Raw genomic sequence first — 16,187 nt, 5'->3', positions numbered from 1 at the left:
GCTCAACCGCCGGTCGAAACGCTGGGCGCATTCCGGTCGACGCGCAGGACGGGCCAGTCCCCGCCCGGCGGCGGTTCATGGATGAAGCCAGAGGACGCAGAGTTCTCCCAAGCCCCCGCATCGAGCGGCTCGCCGCCGAGCGACAGCCAGCGCCCGCCCTCGGGGAAGCGCGTGAACCTGTCGAGCCGCCGGGCACGCTCGGCCGACAGGCTCGCGACGTGATCCTCCAGCGCCGCATCACGCGCAGCCCAATCGATCGGAAAATCCTGACAATAGGCATTGTTGTTGCCGTGCTGCGTGCGCCCGAATTCGTCGCCGGCGGTCAGCATGATCGTTCCGGTCGAAGCGAACAGCGTGCCGAGCAGCGCGCGGGCATCGGCGGCGCGGCGCGCCAGCACTTCCGGATCGCCTGACGGCCCTTCAGCCCCGCAATTCCACGAATGATTGTCGCTGTGCCCGTCGCGGTTGTCTTCGCCATTGGCCTCGTTGTGGCGCTGTTCGTAAGCGAGCGTGTCAGCCAGCGTGAAACCATCGTGGGCGGCGAGGAAATTGACGCTGCGGCAGTCGTAACCGAACAGATCGGATGAACCGGCCATCCTCGTCGCCAGCACATTGATCCCCGCATCGCCCCGCCAGAAGCGGCGGACATCGTCGCGGAAGCGGTCGTTCCATTCGAGCCAGTTCGGCGGGAAATGGCCGAGCTGGTAGCCGCCGGGGCCGATATCCCACGGTTCGGCGATCATGATCCGGTCGGCCAGCAGCGGCTCGGCGGCAAGCTCGGCGAAGATCGGGGCCTGCGGATCGAAGCCCGGGCCGCGTGCGATGACGGGGGCGAGGTCGAAGCGGAAGCCGTCGATCCCGCAATGGCGCACGAAATGCGTCAGAGCATCGATCATCAGTCGCCGCACATTGGGGCTGGCAAAGTCGAGCGTGTTGCCGCAGCCGGTATCGTTGATCAGCGAGCCGTCCGGTGCGTGGGCATAGGCTGCGGCATCCAGCCCGCGCAAGCTAAGCGTCCCGCCGTGCACGTCGCTTTCGCCGCTGTGGTTGAACACCAGATCGAGGATCACCCCGATCCCGGCCGCGTGGAGCGCGGCGACGGTTTCGCGCAGTTCTGCGACCCCGCCCGGACACAGGCCCGGATCAAGCGCCATCATCGCCACCGGATTGTAGCCCCAGTAATTGGCAAGGCCGAGCGGGGGCAGGTGCCGCTCGTCGATCCAGGCGATGATCGGCATCAGCTCGATGGCGCTCACATGGAGCTTCCTGAAATGCGCGATCACCGCCGGATGGGCGAGTGCGGCGATGGTCCCGCGCTGCGCTTCGGGCACATCGGGGTGGAGCGCGGTGAAGCCCGCGACATTCAGTTCATAGATCAGCCCGCCGCGCTGAAATCGGGGTGGCTGTTGCGGCACCTGCGGCAACGGCCCCGGCACGATCGCGCGCGGAACGATGTCGGCGGTGTCCTCGCCATAGGCGGCAAGGCGCGGATGCTGGATGAAACGGCGATCGAGTTCCAGCGCGTAAGGATCGACCAAGAGCTTGGCGGGATCGAACCACAAGCGCTTTCCAGGGTCGTAGGTTCCATGGGCGCGGTAGGCATAGCGCGCGCCGGCCAAATCGCCGGGCAGTTCCGCTTCCCAGACCTCGCCGGCACGGGCCATGGCATGGCGGGTTTCAACCTCGCCATCGAACAGGCACAGCGCGACACCATCCGCCAAGGGCGCGCGCACGGCGAAGCGGGTCACCCCGTCCGCGACATGGGCGCCCAGTCTTCCGGTCACGTCACCACATCGGGCGCGGTGCGGCCCGTGTGTGCGGCAATTCCGGCAATCGCTTCGGCGGCAGCGACCAGATCGGCGAGCATCGCGGGCGTCTCGGCATCAAGCACGCCGTCGGCGGCTTCGTAACGCTCCAGATAGACCCGCAAGGTCGCGCCTTCCGTGCCCGTGCCCGACAGCCTGAAGACGATCCGCGAACCGCAGGCGAACATCACCCGCACGCCTTGATTGCGGCTTTCCGACCCATCCACCGGATCGATATAGGCGAACTGGTCGGCGGCGCTCACGACGAGCGTGCCGAAGCTCTGCCCCGGCAGCCCCGCGAGCGAGGCTTCCAGCGCTGTCATCAGGGCGTTCGCCCGCGCGGTTTCGATCGCTTCGTAATCGTGGCGGGCGTAGTAGTTGCGCCCGAAGCGCGCCCAGTGCTCGGTGGCGATCTGCAGCACCGGCTTGCGCGTCACGGCGAGGATATTGAGCCACAGCAGCACGGCCCACAGCCCATCCTTTTCGCGCACGTGATCGCTGCCGGTGCCGGCGCTTTCCTCGCCGCAGATCGTGGCCTTTCCGGCATCGAGCAGCGTTCCGAAGAACTTCCACCCCGTGGGCGTTTCCCACGCGGGAATGCCCAGCGCTTGGGCCACCCTGTCTGCCGCAGCGCTGGTCGGCATCGAGCGGGCAATGCCTTTGAGCCCGCCGGCATAGGCAGGGGCGAGGTGCGCGTTCGCCGCCAGCATCGCCAGCGAATCCGAAGGCGTGATGAAGACCCCCTTGCCGATGATGAGGTTGCGGTCCCCGTCACCGTCCGACGCCGCGCCGATCGTGGGCGCATCAGCCGACATCATCAGGTCGTAAAGTTCCTTCGCGTGGACGAGGTTGGGATCGGGGTGATGCCCGCCGAAATCCTCAAGCGGCATGCCATTGCGAACCGTGCCAGCCGGAAAGCCGAGCCGCCCTTCGAGAATGTCGCGCGCATACGGCCCCGTCACCGCATGCATCGCGTCAAACGCCATGGTCAGCGCGCGGCTCGCCACGGCTGCGCGGATCGCGGGGAAATCGAACAGCTCTTCCATCAGTTCGGCATAGTCGGCGACCGCATCAATCACCTCGACCACCATGTCGCCGACCTGCGCGGTGCCGATGCGGTCAAGATCGACCTCGTCCCCGCCTTCGACCATCATCCAGCGGTCGATCGTACAGGTGCGCGCGTAGATCGCCTCGGTCACGCTCTCGGGCGCTGGGCCGCCGTTGGCGATGTTGTACTTGATGCCGAAGTCCTCGTCCGGCCCGCCGGGATTGTGGCTGGCCGAGAGGATCAGTCCGCCGCTTGCGCCATATTTGCGGATCACGTGGCTGGCCGCCGGGGTGGAGAGGATGCCGCCCTGCCCCACCAGCACGCGGCCATAGCCATTGGCAGCCGCCATGCGGATCGCTTTGCGGATCACCGTGCGATTGTGGAACCGCCCGTCGCCGCCGATCACCAGCGTCGATGCGGGCGGACGCTCGGCGACGTCGAACACCGATTGGATGAAACTCTCGGCATAGCCCGGCTGCTGGAACACCCGCACCTTCTTGCGCAGGCCCGAGGTGCCGGGCTTCTGCCCGTCAAAGGGCGTGGTGGCGACAGTCGTGATCATCCCTGTTCCTCAAGCAATTGGCGGTAAAGCGCGGCATAGGCAGCCCCGCTGGCGCTCCACGAGAAATCGGCTTTCATGCCGTTGGTCTGAAGCCGCTTCCATTCCTTCGGGCGGTGATAGAGCGCGACCGCCCGGCTCACCCCCATCGCCAGCGCACTGGCGTTGACGGCGTTGATCTGGATGCCAGTCGCGACCCCTGCGGCGAGCGCCGCCGGATTGGCATCGATCACGGTGTCGGCAAGGCCGCCTGTGCGCGAGACCACCGGCACGCAAGCGTAGGCAAGGCCGTAAAGCTGGGTCAGGCCGCAAGGCTCGAACCGGCTGGGGATGAGGATCGCATCGCCCCCGCCCTGCAAACGGTGCGAGGCCGCCTCGTCATAGCCGAGCTTGACCCCAATCCGGCCCTTGTGGCGCGCGGCGGCCGCCAGAAAGCGCTGCTCGATCTCGCTATCGCCTGCGCCCAGCAGCGCCAGCCGCCCGCCGATCCCGACGAGGTGATCGAGCACCTCGACCAGCACATCCATGCCCTTTTGCCACGTCAGCCGGCTGACCACGATGAACAGCGGGCCATCGTCACGATCAAGCCCGAAAGCCTGTTCGACCGCGCGCTTGTTCTTGCTGCGGGCGGCAAGCTTGGATGCGGTGTAGTGGGCCGCAAGGTGCGGGTCATGCGTTGGATTCCATTCGGCGGTGTCAATGCCATTCAGGATGCCGTGGACCCGGTTCGAGCGGGCGAGCACCAGCCCTTCCAGCCCCATCCCGAATTCGAGGCTGCGGATTTCGCCCGCATAGGTCGGGCTGACGGTGGTGATCGCATCGGCCAGCTGCATCCCGGCCTTGAGGAACCCGACCCCGCCGTAGCTTTCGACCCCGTCGACCGTCCATGCCGAGGCCGGCAGCCCAAGCTTGGGGAAGACCTCGCCCGGATAATAACCCTGAAACGCCATGTTGTGGATGGTGATGACGCTCGGCACGGCGCGCCCGCCTTCCAGCGGGGCAAGCCGCAGATAGGCCGGCACCAGCCCTGCCTGCCAGTCATGGACGTGGACGAGATCGAAACTCCGCCCCTTCACCGCACCGCCTGCAATATCGGCGGCGGCGCGGGCAAAGGCGGCGAAGCGGCGCCAGTTATCGTCCCAGTCGCGTCCCGAAGCATCGGCGTATGGCCCGCCTTCTCGTGCGAACAGCCCCGGCGCATCGAGCACCAGCAGCGGATGATCGCCAATCTTGCCCGCCAGCAGCCGCGCTTTCTCTCCGAGCAGCACGTCCCAGTTGTGGATCGCTTTGGCCTTTTTGCCGAGCGCCGCCAGCACCGACGGATAGCCGGGGATGAAGGTCGTCACCGCCACGCCTTGTGCAGCAAGCGCGCCCGGCAGCGCGCCCGCCACGTCAGCCAGCCCGCCGGTCTTGACCAGCGGCACCGCCTCCGATGCGACCGAGAGGACTTTCATCGCCATGGCTTAAAGGCGCGCCATCATGTCGCGGGTGACCAGCACCACGCCTTTCTCCGACACCCGGAACCGGCGCGCATCAAGCTCTGGGTCCTCGCCGATCACCATGCCTTCGGGGATGCGGACGCCGGAATCGATGATCACGCGGTTGAGCCGCGCACCGCGTCCGATGTTGCAATAGGGCAGGATCACCGCCTCGCGCACATTCGAATAGCTGCCGATCTTGACCCCGGTGAACAACAGGCTGCGATGCACTTCGGAACCCGATACGATGCAATCGCCCGACACCAGCGAGGAGACCGCAAAGCCACGCCGCCCGTCCTCGTCATGAACGAATTTTGCGGGGGCCGCGACCACCGCGTCGGTCCAGATCGGCCAGTCGCGGTCATAGAGGTTGAGCTTGGGCACTGTGTCGGTGAGGTCGAGATTGGCCTCGAAATAGGCGTCCAGCGTGCCGACATCGCGCCAGTATTCCTCGATCTCCTCGGCCGCGCGGATGCAAGAGTTGGTAAAGCGGTGGGCGACCGCTTTACCGTGCTTGACGATGTAGGGGATGATATCGCCGCCGAAATCGCGCTTGGAAGCCGGATCAGCGGCATCGCGGCGCAGCTGTTCGAACAGGAAATCCGTGTTGAACACGTAAATCCCCATCGAGGCGAGCGCCATGCCTTCGTTGCCCGGGATGCCCGGCGGATCCTTGGGCTTTTCGACGAAGGCGGTAATGGTGTCATTGGCATCGACCTGCATCACGCCGAAGCCGGTCGCATCCATGCGCGGCACGACAAGGCAGCCCACGGTCACATCCGCGCCCGAATTGACGTGCTGCTGGAGCATCAATTCGTAGTCCATCTTGTAGATGTGATCGCCCGCCAGGATCACCATGTACTTGGGCGCAAGGCTAGCGATGATGTCCATGTTCTGGAACACCGCATCGGCCGTGCCTTCGTACCACTGGTTTTCCGAGACGCGCTGGCTCGCGGGCAGGATGTCGAAGCTTTCGTTACGTTCGGGGCGCAGGAAGGTCCACGCGCGCTGCATGTGGCGGATCAGCGAATGGGCCTTGTATTGCGTCGCCACCCCGATGCGGCGGATGCCCGAATTGATCGCGTTCGACAGCGCAAAGTCGATGATGCGCGACTTGCCCCCGAAATAGACCGCGGGCTTGGCGCGGCGGTCGGTCAGTTCCATCAGCCGGCTACCACGTCCGCCTGCCAGCACATAGGCCATGGCGTCACGCGCCAGCGGCCGGCCCGAAGTCCTCTCGATCATCCCACTATCTCCCCACGTATTGTGTTTTGGTACTCTATCCCTTGAATTGCAGCATTATCGTGGCGAGCGGCGGCAGCACGATGTGCGCCGCGCCGCCTTCGACCTGAACGCTGCCCATGTTGCCTTGTCCGCTGCCACCATAGATCGTCGCATCGCTGTTGAGCACTTCGGCCCATGTCCCGTCCTGCGGTAAGGGCACGCGGTAAGCCTCGTGCAGCGCGGGCGTCATGTTGGCGATTACCGCCACCGGCGCTTCGCCGGGTGCCATCCTGATCCACGCGAAAACCGAATTCGCGGCATCGTCGGCGATCAGCCAGCCGAAGCCCTCGCCCTCGCAATCGCGGGCGTGGAGCGCCGGGGTTTCGCGGTAAAGCCGGTTGAGATCGCGCACCAAAGCCTGCACCCCGCGATGGGCGGGCGCATCGAGCAGATCCCAATCGAGCGCGCGCTCCTCGCTCCATTCGCGGCGCTGGGCGAACTCCTGTCCCATGAACAGGAGCTTCTTGCCGGGATAGCCCCACATCATCGCATAATAGGCGCGCAGATTGGCGAATTGCTGCCAGTCGTCGCCGCACATCTTGCCCAGGATCGTGCCCTTGCCGTGCACCACCTCGTCATGGCTGAGCGGCAGGACGAAGTTTTCGCTGAAGGCATAGACCAGCCCGAAGGTGATCTCGTTATGGTGGTATTTCCGGTGGATCGGATCACGCGCCATGTATTGCAGCGTGTCGTGCATGAACCCCATGTTCCACTTGAACCCGAAGCCCAATGACGTGCGCGGGCCTTCGGCAAAAGCGGGGTGCGAGACACCGGGCCACGAGGTCGATTCCTCGGCGATGGTCATGATCCCCGCGTGGCTGCCATAGAGCGCCTGATTGGCGGCGCGCATGAATTCCACCGCCTCCCAATTCTCGCGCCCGCCCTCGGCATTGGGGATCCACTCGCCCTCTTTGCGCGAGTAATCGCGGTAGAGCATCGATGCGACCGCATCCACGCGCAGCCCGTCGACATGGTACTGCTCGGCCCAGAACAGCGCATTGTTGACGAGGAAGGAGCGCACCTCGCGCCGCCCGAAATTGTAGATCGCGGTGTTCCAGTCGGGGTGGAAGCCGAGGCGCGGGTCTTCGTGTTCGTAGAGTGCCGTGCCGTCGAAGCGGGCAAGGCCGTGCTCGTCGACGGGGAAGTGGGCAGGCACCCAGTCGATCAGCACGCCGATCCCGGCGCGGTGGGCTCCGTCGATGAAGCGGGCGAAGCCCTCCACATCACCGAAGCGCGCCGAGGGCGCATAAAGCCCGGTGGTCTGGTAGCCCCAGCTCGGATCATAGGGGTGTTCGGAGACGGGCAGGAACTCGATATGGGTAAAGCCCATCTCGGTCGCATAGGGGATCAGCCGCGCGGCCATTTCGTCCCAGGTCAGGAACCAGCCGTTATCGTCGCGCTGCCATGATCCGGGGTGAACCTCGTAGATCGAGATCGCCTCGCGCCGGGGATCGACGCTGGCCCAATGCGCGCGGTGGGCGGCATCGCCCCATTCGCGCTTGCCGGGGCGGGCGACGATCGAGGCGGTCTTGGGCCGCAGCTCGCTGGCGAAGGCGAAGGGATCGGCCTTCAGCGGTTGCACCGTGCCATCGGCTGCGGTGATGCGGTACTTGTAGGCCGTGCCTTCGCCGATGTTGGGGATGAAGATTTCCCACACGCCGATATCGACACGGCGGCGCATCATGTGGGCGGCACCGTTCCAACCGTTGAAATCGCCGACCAGATTGACGCTGCGCGCGTTCGGCGCCCACACCGCAAAGTGCACGCCGGACGCGCCCTGATGCTGAATCACATGGGCGCCCAGCTTGTCGAACAGGCGGAAATGGGTGCCTTCGGCGATCAGGAAATCGTCCATCGGGCCGAGCACGGGACCGAAGGAATAGGGATCGGTCACCCACCATTCGTTGCCAAACCCGCGGCAGCGATAGCGGATCGGCTTCGCTTTGCCGCGCAGCTTGCCTTCGAAAAGCGGCCCATCGACGCGGGTCATGCGCCCCAGCCGCCCGCCCTTGAGCGAGAACGCCTCGGCCTCTTCCGCCCCATGCAGGATCGCACGGGCGAAGGTGCCCTCCGGCCCCTCGTGCGGGCCAAGCAGCGCGAAGGGATCGGCGTGAGTCCCGTCCAGCAGCGCAGCAATGGCCTCTAGCGGTGGTTTCACAGCACGCCCCAGATCTCGCGCGCATATTCGCCGATCGTGCGGTCCGAGGAGAACCAGCCGACATTGGCGATGTTCATGATCGCGGATCTGCGCCACGCCGCGCGGCTCTGCCAGCGCGCATCCACCTCGCGCTGGGCGGCAGCATAGCTATCGAAGTCAGCCGCCACCATGAACCAGTCGGAATGCATCAGCGCGTCCATGAGGCCCTGATAACGGGTCGGCTCGTCCGGGCTGAACACCCCGCTGGCGATCGAATGCACCGCCTGCGCCAGTTCGCGGTTGCCTTCGATCACTTCGCGGGGATTGTAGCCATCGGCCCGCTTGGCCGCGACTTCCTCTGCAGTGAGGCCGAAGATCACGATATTCTCGCGCCCGACGTGCTCCATGATCTCGATATTGGCACCATCGAGCGTGCCGATGGTGAGCGCGCCGTTGAAAGCGAACTTCATGTTGCCCGTGCCGGATGCTTCCATCCCGGCGGTCGAAATCTGTTCGGACAGGTCCGCGGCCGGAATGATCCGCTCGGCGAGGCTGACGTTGTAATTGGGGACGAACAGGACCTTCAGCACCTCGCCCACGCTGGGGTCGGAATTGATCCGCCGGGCGATGTCATTGGCAAGTTTGATGATCAGTTTGGCGTTGTGATAGGTCGGCGCTGCCTTGCCGCCGAAGATCTTCACACGCGGCACCCAGTCCTTTTCGGGATGGCTGCGGATCTGGTCGTAAAGCGCCACGGTCTCGATAAGATTGAGCAGCTGGCGTTTGTATTCGTGGATGCGCTTGATCTGCACATCGAACAGCGCGTCGGGATCGAGCCGGATACCGGTGAGCTCGCGCAGGTGGTTCGACAGATCGACCTTGTTGGCGCGCTTCACTTCATCGACCCGCTCGCCCAGCGCCGCGTCGCCCGCCATCGCGGCGAGATCCGCCAACTTCTCGGCATCGGCGATGAAACCATCCCCGATCGCTTCGCGCACCAGCCCCGTCAGGCGCGGGTTCGACTGGTGCAGCCAGCGGCGCGGGGTTACGCCGTTGGTCTTGTTGTTGATCCGGCTCGGGTAAAGCTTGTGGAGGTCGGCGAACACCGTCTCCTTCATCAGCCCGGTGTGGAGCGCGGCGACACCGTTGATCGAATGCGCGCCGACGAAGGCAAGGTTCGCCATCCGCACGCGCCGCTCGCCATGCTCGTCGATCAGCGAGATCGCGGCAATCGCTGCGTCATCCAGCCCCGCCTTGCGGGCCTCGCGCAGCACCTTGGCGTTGATCGCATAGACGATCTGCATGTGGCGCGGCAGCAGCCGTTCGAACAGCGGTAGCGGCCAGCTTTCCAGTGCCTCGGGCAGCAGGGTGTGATTGGTATAGGCGATGGTCGCGCGGGTGATATCCCATGCCTCGTCAAAGATGAGGTGGTGCTCGTCCATCAGGATCCGCATCAGCTCGGCCACCGCAACCGATGGGTGCGTATCGTTGAGCTGGATCGCCGCCTTGTCGGGCAGACTGCGGATATCGCCGTAATACTGGATGTGCCGGCGCACGATGTCCTGGATGCTGGCCGACGAGAAGAAGAACTCCTGCCGCAGCCGCAGTTCCTGCCCGGCGGGGGTGGAATCGGCCGGATAGAGCACCCGCACCAGCGTATCGGCGCGCACCTGCGCGGCCAGCGCGCCCACATGGTCGCCCGCGTTGAACGCGGCAAGCTGGATCGGATCGAGCGCATTGGCCGTCCACAGCCGCAACGTGTTGACCCGCTTGCCGCGCCAGCCAACCACCGGGGTATCGACCGCCGTCGCTTCGATCTTTTCGCCCGGGTTCCAGTTGATCATGCCGTTCTCGCTCGTCACCTCGCCGCCGAAGCCGACGAGATAGGAGCTTTCGCGCCGCTCGAACTCCCACGGGTTGCCGTGGGCGAGCCAGGTTTCGGGCAGCTCGACCTGCCAGCCTTCATCGATGCGCTGGCGGAACATCCCGTTGATGTAGCGGATGCCATAGCCGAAGGCGGGAATATCGAGGCTCGCGAGGCTTTCCATGAAGCACGCCGCCAGCCGCCCCAGCCCGCCATTGCCCAGCGCGGCATCGGGTTCGAGCTCTTCCAGCCGAGCCAGATCGAACCCGTGTTCGCTCAGAGCCTGTTCCATTTCACGTGTGCAGCCGAGGTTCGACAGGGCATCGCGCAGCAGGCGGCCGATCAGGAATTCGAGGCTGAGGTAATAGACCCGCTTGGCCCCGGCCTCGTGTGCGCTGGAGGTGGAGGCGAACCAGCGGTCGATAATGTCATCGCGCAGCGCGAGCACCGTGGCATTGTACCAGTCGTGCGGCTTGGCGGCGCGTTCGGTTTTGCCGACGCGGTGGCGCAAGGCCCCGAGGATGCGCGCTTCGAGATCCTGCGACTTGCCGGTCGGGCTATTGCTCACGAGAGGCCACACTCCTTGCTGAAACCCCCGAGAAGCAATGGCCAGAATGCAGGACCGCCCGCACGCTTCACCCCCCGGCTGTAGAATGCACACTAATCAGTTGCGCCGCCGCGCAGCAATCGCAGAAGTGGCCCGACAATCGTATTCATGCCTGCTTTTGGGGCGATATCGGCAAGAGGCCGCTTGTCAGATCGCCCGAAGCCCCCGATGCGTGGCGCAAGGAGGCGGCGATGGAGCAGTTGCACGCGCTGGCACGGGCGGCCGGATTGCAGCGCGAATGGACCGATGTCGAAGGCCGCTGCCAGACGGTCAGCGATGCGGCGCTGGCGGCAGTGCTGCAAGCGCTTGGCCACGACGCGCAGAGCGAACGCCAGATTGCGCGTAGCCTCGCCGCGTTGCAAGAACGCCGTGCCGCACTTCCCGCGATGCTGGTGGCGGATTGCGGAGCGACACTCAGCCTGCCCTTCGTCCCCCGCCGCGCCGAGGCAACCGGCGAGGACGGGATCACGCGCCCGCTTGTGTCAGATGGTCCGCACCTGATCGCGCCCGATGCTCCGGGCTATTACGACCTTGCCCTTGATGGCCGCACGGCCAAGCTCGCGGTTGCACCGGCGCATTGTCCGCTTCCGGCGCAGGGGCGGCGGCGGCCCTGGGGCGTGTCGGTGCAGATACCGGCCTTGCGCGCCGATCAGACCACCGCCTTCGGCACCTTCGTGGAGCTTGCCAAAACCGCGCAGGCACTGGGGTCCGCCGGGGCCGATGCGCTGGCAATCAATCCAGTCCACGCGCTGTTTCCGGGGCATGGGACAGGCTACAGCCCCTATTCTCCCTCAAGCCGCCTGTTCCTCAACGGTGCGCTTGCCGATCCGGTGCTGGTGGGCCTGCCCGGGTTCCCGCCCGAGGCTGGCGAACCGCTGATCGACTGGGCCACGGCGCTCCCGCAGCGCCTTGCACAGCTGCGCGCGGTGTTCGCCGCGCTAGACCCCGACCGGCGCGCCGCGATGACCGCGAGCGATGATCCGATGCTGCGCCGCCACGCGCTGTTCGACGCGCTCGATTGCCACTTCCGTCCGATGGGCGCGCATGGCTGGCGCGATTGGCCCGCGGCCTTTCATGATCCGGCGGGCGAGGCGGCCGCGCGCTTCGCCGCCGATCATCCGGACGAAGTGGCCTTCCACATCTTCGTGCAGGACCTTACGCGGCAAGGGCTGGAGGCTGCGGGCGCGGCGGCGCGCGATGCGGGCATGGCCATCGGCCTGATCGGCGATCTTGCCGTGGGGGTCGATCCATCGGGCAGCGATGCCTGGTCGCTGCGGCACACGATGCTGGATGGGCTTACCATCGGCGCACCGCCCGATCCGCTCGGGCCACTGGGGCAGAACTGGTCGATCACCGGCTTTTCGCCCGATGGCCTGCGCGAAAGCGGCTATGCCCCCTGGATCGCGATGATCCGCGCGGGGCTGGCGGCGGGCGGGGGCCTCAGGATCGACCATGCCTTCGGGCTCGCGCGGCTCTGGGTCATCCCCGCAGGCGCGGCCACGCAGGACGGCGCCTATCTTTCCTATCCCTTCGACGATCTGGTCCGGCTGGCGACACTGGAAGCGCACCGCGCCGGCGGGCTGGTGATTGCCGAGGATCTCGGCACTGCCCCGCACGGGTTCACGGCCGCCGTTACCGAGCGGCGGATGCTGGGCATGCAGGTGCTGTGGTTCGAACGCGCTGCCGATCACGGCTTTGTGGGGGCGCAGGATTACACCCCGCTCAGCGCCGCGATGAGCGGTACGCACGACACGGTGACAGTGGCGGGATGGTGGCGCGGGCGCGATCTCGATTGGGCAGAGCGCCTCGGCCGGCTGCCCCCCGGCATGACCCGCGCCGAGGCCGATGCGATCCGCGAATGGGATCGCGGCCTCTTGTGGTCAACGCTGGACCATCATGCCGAACGCCCCGCGCCGGACGACACCGACCCGGTGGTCGATGCCGCAATCGCGCATCTCGCCCGCACCCCTTCGTGCCTTGCGCTGGTGTCACTCGAAGACCTGATCGGGCTGGACGAACAGCCCAATTTGCCGGGCACAGTCGATACCCATCCCAACTGGCGGCGGCGACTGGATGCCCCGATCAGCCGCTTGCTGGCGGACGCACGCGTGGAGCAACGCTGCGCCACTCTAACGCACATCCGCGCGCAAGACGCGTGATGCAGGCTGCGCTCAATCGCGCAACCATTGGGCCGAGATCTGGCCCCGGTGCCCTTCCGGTGCCAGCACTGCACGCAAGGCTTCCAGCAGAGGCGGCAGGTCTTGCGTGAAGGCATAGGGCGGGTTGATGATGAACAGGCCCGCACCGTTCCGGATGTCGGACTGTTCGGCATCGTAGAGCCAGTGCTCGACGTTCAGGAACTTCGGGATGCCGAGCTTGCGGAGCTGCTGCTTCCACCGATCATGCGTCGCGCGGTCTTTCAGCGGATACCAGATCACCGTTACCCCGTGTGCCCATTTGCGGTGCGCGGCGGCGAGTGTAGCGGTGATGCGGGCGCGTTCGTCGGTCTGCTCGAAAGGCGGATCAACCACCACGACGCCGCGCGGGGTGCGGGTCGGCAGCAGCGCCAACCATAGCTCGTAGGCGTCACGCTCATGCACGGCAGCGGGGGTGCCGCGCATCGCGCCGCGCAGGGCATAGGCGTCTTCGGGGTGCTTTTCGTTGAGGATCAGGGCGTCCTGCTCCCGCAGATGCTGCGCCAGAATGCGCGGGCTTCCGGGGTAGAGGCGCGGTTCGGCCCCTTCGTTCACCGCCTGCACGGCCGAACGGTAATCGTCCAGCAGGGGGTTCGGATCGGCGAAGACCCGTAGCACACCCTGCGCAGCCTCGCCGGTGCGTTGGGCCTGATCGCCCTCAAGGTCGTAAATCCCGCAGCCGGCATGGGTGTCGATCAGGGTCAGCGCCGAGGGTTTGAGCTGCAAGGCCCGCACAAGGGCAATCAGCAGGCTATGCTTCACGACATCGGCATTATTGCCGGCATGGAAGGAATGGCGATAGTTCATGCCGTGATGTCCGCGAACTGGCCCGGCGCGATTCCGGCGAGCGTCCAGTCGCCGATCGACCAGCGCACCAGCCGCAAAGTGGGCAGGCCCACCGCCGCCGTCATGCGGCGCACTTGCCGGTTGCGCCCTTCGCGCAGGGTGATCTTGAGCCAGCTGTCGGGGATGGACTGGCGCACCCGGATCGGCGGATCGCGCGGCCAGAGATCCGGCGCGTCGATGCGAAGGGCCTCGGCCGGCAGGGTCAGACCATCCTTGAGCCGGACGCCTAGCCGCAAGCGCTCGAGCTCCGGTTCCTGCGGATCGCCTTCCACCTGCACCAGGTAGGTCTTGGGCAGCTTGAAGCGCGGATCGGCAATGCGCGCCTGCAACCGCCCGTCATCGGTGAGCAGCAGCAGGCCCTCACTATCCCGATCCAGCCGCCCGGCGGGATAGACGCCTTTGACCGTGATGAAATCCGACAAGGTCGCACGCTCCGTGGGCGAACCGCGGTCGGTGAATTGCGACAGGACGCCGAAGGGTTTGTTGAACAGAATAAGTCGGGCCATCCGGGGCTCATATCGCGCACTTGAAGCGATGTCTGCATTCCCAGTGGGCTGGAGCGGGTGGAAGCGAAGCGCGCAGCGCGAAGCTGACAGAGCGCAGCGAGGGCAACGGAACCGAACCCGCGTAACGCCCCCAAGGGCGTGGAGCGGGTGAAGGGAATCGCAAAACCAATGCATTTAGCTGATATTGAGCGAGTTTATTGATTGCTGCGCGCCCAGTACCCCCAAACATACCCCCAGAGCAACGCGCTAGCCGGCTGTTCGGGATCGAAGTCCGCCCGCACGGCGAGGTCCTGCTTATCGACAACGGCAGAAGCGCCAGGTGGATGACAGGGCCATTTTCCGGTCCGGGGCTGGCAGTGTGGAAGATACACACCCTACGCGACGGATCGCAGCATCTATTCTCGCAGATATGCTTTGCGTAACAGCGAGATAACCAGCATCTCCATAGATGGCAGCTTCCAAATCAGGTTCGGATAGGCCGAAATTTGCCAATCAGATCCGAGTGAAGCGCACTAAGCCCCTTGAAACGACGAGGCATTTTTGCGAGCGGCTGGCAAATCGGTTTTGATTGACTAGGTGGCTGCAAACCGGAGGTCGGCAACCGCTAAGCTGCATGGATCGCCTTCAGCCACACACCCCGCCCGAGCATCGTAACATCAAATCGCCGCAGGTCCGGCACCCGTAGCCATGTCGGTCCCTGCCAGCATCAACCTCGCGCCTCATGCTTGATCACAGATCATTCCCGCCAACCACGATACACCTGACCTCAATGGCCGGGTTTGGGACAAAGCCGTCGTTCCTAAACGGCATGCCGAATGACTGGGATTGCCAGAAGCGGACACAATCCTGCTCGGGAGTTTTGATGGCGGCTATTCAGGTTCGCTTCCTGAAATCCGACACGCAGGAACCGACCCCAGGGCGGACGTCAAAAATGTAAGGGCGTGGCTGCGAGCAAAAGCATCAGCATTCCAATAGCCACCAATATTAGGCCTGCCAGTTCATGCCCAAACATCTTCTTCCCTGTAAGCTTTCCAGAAAGAAGTGCGGCTAAAGGCATTTCGATAAGAGCAAGCGTACGAACATTTGCCGCTGGCGTCAGTGATAATGCACAGAACAAACATGCTGACGAAAGAGCACCCAGAAATCCTGCTCCAATGCTTCTGCGCCATTCCACAAGAGACCCGGTAAACGCAGTTCGATCGCGCCATGCGAGCCAGACCCCGAGTAAAAAAGTCTGAATGATCAATGTGATCGTGACCATAAGAATTGATCTTACGATAAAGCTGCCTTGCGGAACATTCTCAATCGCTGCACGGAAAGCTACGGCCGACAAGCCGAAAAGGCCTCCAGAAACTAGGCCTGCGACGATCATTGCTCGCTCATGCAACAGCTTAGTGAACTCGCGCGGTGGGACCGAGGCGACCAGCACTCCCATCGTAACCACCAGAACCGCAGCCCAGCCTAAGGCAGAAAGCCGATCCCCAAGGAAAAGAAAGCCCATGATGGCGACAACCACCGGCTCGGTCTTGATGTAAGCATAGGCGACCCCGAAGGCGCGGCGATGCATTACCAGAAGCATGAGAGCAGTCGCCCCAATCTGGCTTACCGCTCCAACGAAAGCCCAAGATAGTGAAGCCGTGGTGATCTGATGTACAGTTTCGTCAAAAATGTACAGAGACAGGATAAAGAACAGAATTGAGAAGGGGAGCCCAAAAACAAACCGAACTTGGGTGGCCCCCAATGTGCCAATCTTACTTGTTAAAGACGCCTGCGAGCCATTGCGCAAGACTTGTGCCAGTGAGGCAAACAAGGTGATTGGTATCCAAAGCATCGAGGGCGGCTACACTTCCGATTGCGC

General features: G+C 64.7%; 10 protein-coding genes. 1 reads left to right on the top strand and 9 read right to left on the bottom strand.

Features of this window, described 5'->3' with window-relative positions; all coding sequences use genetic code 11:
- Positions 1-2: 2 nt before the first annotated feature.
- Genes glgX through BG023_RS04450 form a run of 6 tightly spaced genes read right to left on the bottom strand, consistent with a single transcriptional unit; the run spans position 3 to position 10,743 of the window.
- A complete protein-coding gene (gene glgX, locus BG023_RS04475) occupies positions 3-1,784 on the bottom strand; it encodes a glycogen debranching protein GlgX (RefSeq protein WP_083234528.1) in 1,782 nt (593 codons plus the stop codon).
- Positions 1,781-3,415, bottom strand: coding sequence for an alpha-D-glucose phosphate-specific phosphoglucomutase (locus BG023_RS04470; protein WP_069309394.1), 1,635 nt, complete (start codon positions 3,413-3,415; stop codon positions 1,781-1,783). The genes glgX and BG023_RS04470 overlap by 4 nt, the downstream gene beginning before the upstream one ends.
- Positions 3,412-4,872, bottom strand: coding sequence for a glycogen synthase GlgA (gene glgA, locus BG023_RS04465; RefSeq protein ID WP_069309393.1), 1,461 nt, complete (start codon positions 4,870-4,872; stop codon positions 3,412-3,414). The genes BG023_RS04470 and glgA overlap by 4 nt, the downstream gene beginning before the upstream one ends.
- Positions 4,873-4,875: 3 nt before the next feature.
- Positions 4,876-6,135: a glucose-1-phosphate adenylyltransferase gene (glgC, locus tag BG023_RS04460; RefSeq protein ID WP_069309392.1), complete on the bottom strand. Its 1,260-nt coding sequence runs from the start codon at positions 6,133-6,135 to the stop codon at positions 4,876-4,878.
- A gap of 34 nt (positions 6,136-6,169) precedes the next feature.
- A complete protein-coding gene (glgB, locus tag BG023_RS04455) occupies positions 6,170-8,332 on the bottom strand; it encodes a 1,4-alpha-glucan branching protein GlgB (RefSeq protein ID WP_069309391.1) in 2,163 nt (720 codons plus the stop codon).
- A complete protein-coding gene (locus BG023_RS04450; protein ID WP_069309390.1) occupies positions 8,329-10,743 on the bottom strand; it encodes a glycogen/starch/alpha-glucan phosphorylase in 2,415 nt (804 codons plus the stop codon). The genes glgB and BG023_RS04450 overlap by 4 nt, the downstream gene beginning before the upstream one ends.
- Positions 10,744-10,973: 230 nt before the next feature.
- Between BG023_RS04450 and malQ the strand changes: the two genes are divergently transcribed.
- Positions 10,974-12,941 carry a 4-alpha-glucanotransferase gene (gene malQ, locus BG023_RS04445; protein WP_069309389.1) on the top strand — a complete coding sequence of 656 codons (1,968 nt, stop codon included), beginning with the start codon at positions 10,974-10,976 and terminating at the stop codon, positions 12,939-12,941.
- A gap of 12 nt (positions 12,942-12,953) precedes the next feature.
- Here malQ and BG023_RS04440 read toward each other — a convergent pair whose 3' ends face one another.
- From BG023_RS04440 to BG023_RS04430, 3 genes are all read right to left on the bottom strand, one after another.
- A complete protein-coding gene (locus BG023_RS04440; protein WP_069309388.1) occupies positions 12,954-13,784 on the bottom strand; it encodes a 23S rRNA (adenine(2030)-N(6))-methyltransferase RlmJ in 831 nt (276 codons plus the stop codon).
- Entirely contained in the window at positions 13,781-14,329 is a 549-nt protein-coding gene (locus BG023_RS04435; RefSeq protein ID WP_069309387.1) for a pseudouridine synthase, read from the bottom strand. Before BG023_RS04435 ends, BG023_RS04440 begins: the two co-directional genes overlap by 4 nt.
- A gap of 925 nt (positions 14,330-15,254) precedes the next feature.
- On the bottom strand, positions 15,255-16,160 hold the full coding sequence (locus BG023_RS04430; RefSeq protein WP_069309386.1) for an EamA family transporter: 906 nt from the start codon (positions 16,158-16,160) through the stop codon (positions 15,255-15,257).
- Positions 16,161-16,187 lie beyond the last annotated feature (27 nt).

The organism is Porphyrobacter sp. LM 6 (assembly GCF_001720465.1).
In the GTDB taxonomy this organism is placed as follows: Bacteria; Pseudomonadota; Alphaproteobacteria; order Sphingomonadales; family Sphingomonadaceae; genus Erythrobacter.
Note: the sequence above shows the minus strand (reverse complement) of the source record. Positions and strands in the feature narration are given on the sequence as shown.

Bases quoted from the DNA above. Each gene is read 5' to 3' on its own strand.
- BG023_RS04470 (WP_069309394.1), bottom strand. From the start codon at position 3,415: ATGATCACGACTGTCGCCACCACGCCCTTTGACGGGCAGAAGCCCGGC.
- glgA (WP_069309393.1), bottom strand. From the start codon at position 4,872: ATGGCGATGAAAGTCCTCTCGGTCGCATCGGAGGCGGTGCCGCTGGTC.
- glgC (WP_069309392.1), bottom strand. From the start codon at position 6,135: ATGATCGAGAGGACTTCGGGCCGGCCGCTGGCGCGTGACGCCATGGCC.
- malQ (WP_069309389.1), top strand. From the start codon at position 10,974: ATGGAGCAGTTGCACGCGCTGGCACGGGCGGCCGGATTGCAGCGCGAA.
- BG023_RS04440 (WP_069309388.1), bottom strand. From the start codon at position 13,784: ATGAACTATCGCCATTCCTTCCATGCCGGCAATAATGCCGATGTCGTG.
- BG023_RS04435 (WP_069309387.1), bottom strand. From the start codon at position 14,329: ATGGCCCGACTTATTCTGTTCAACAAACCCTTCGGCGTCCTGTCGCAA.
- BG023_RS04430 (WP_069309386.1), bottom strand. From the start codon at position 16,160: ATGCTTTGGATACCAATCACCTTGTTTGCCTCACTGGCACAAGTCTTG.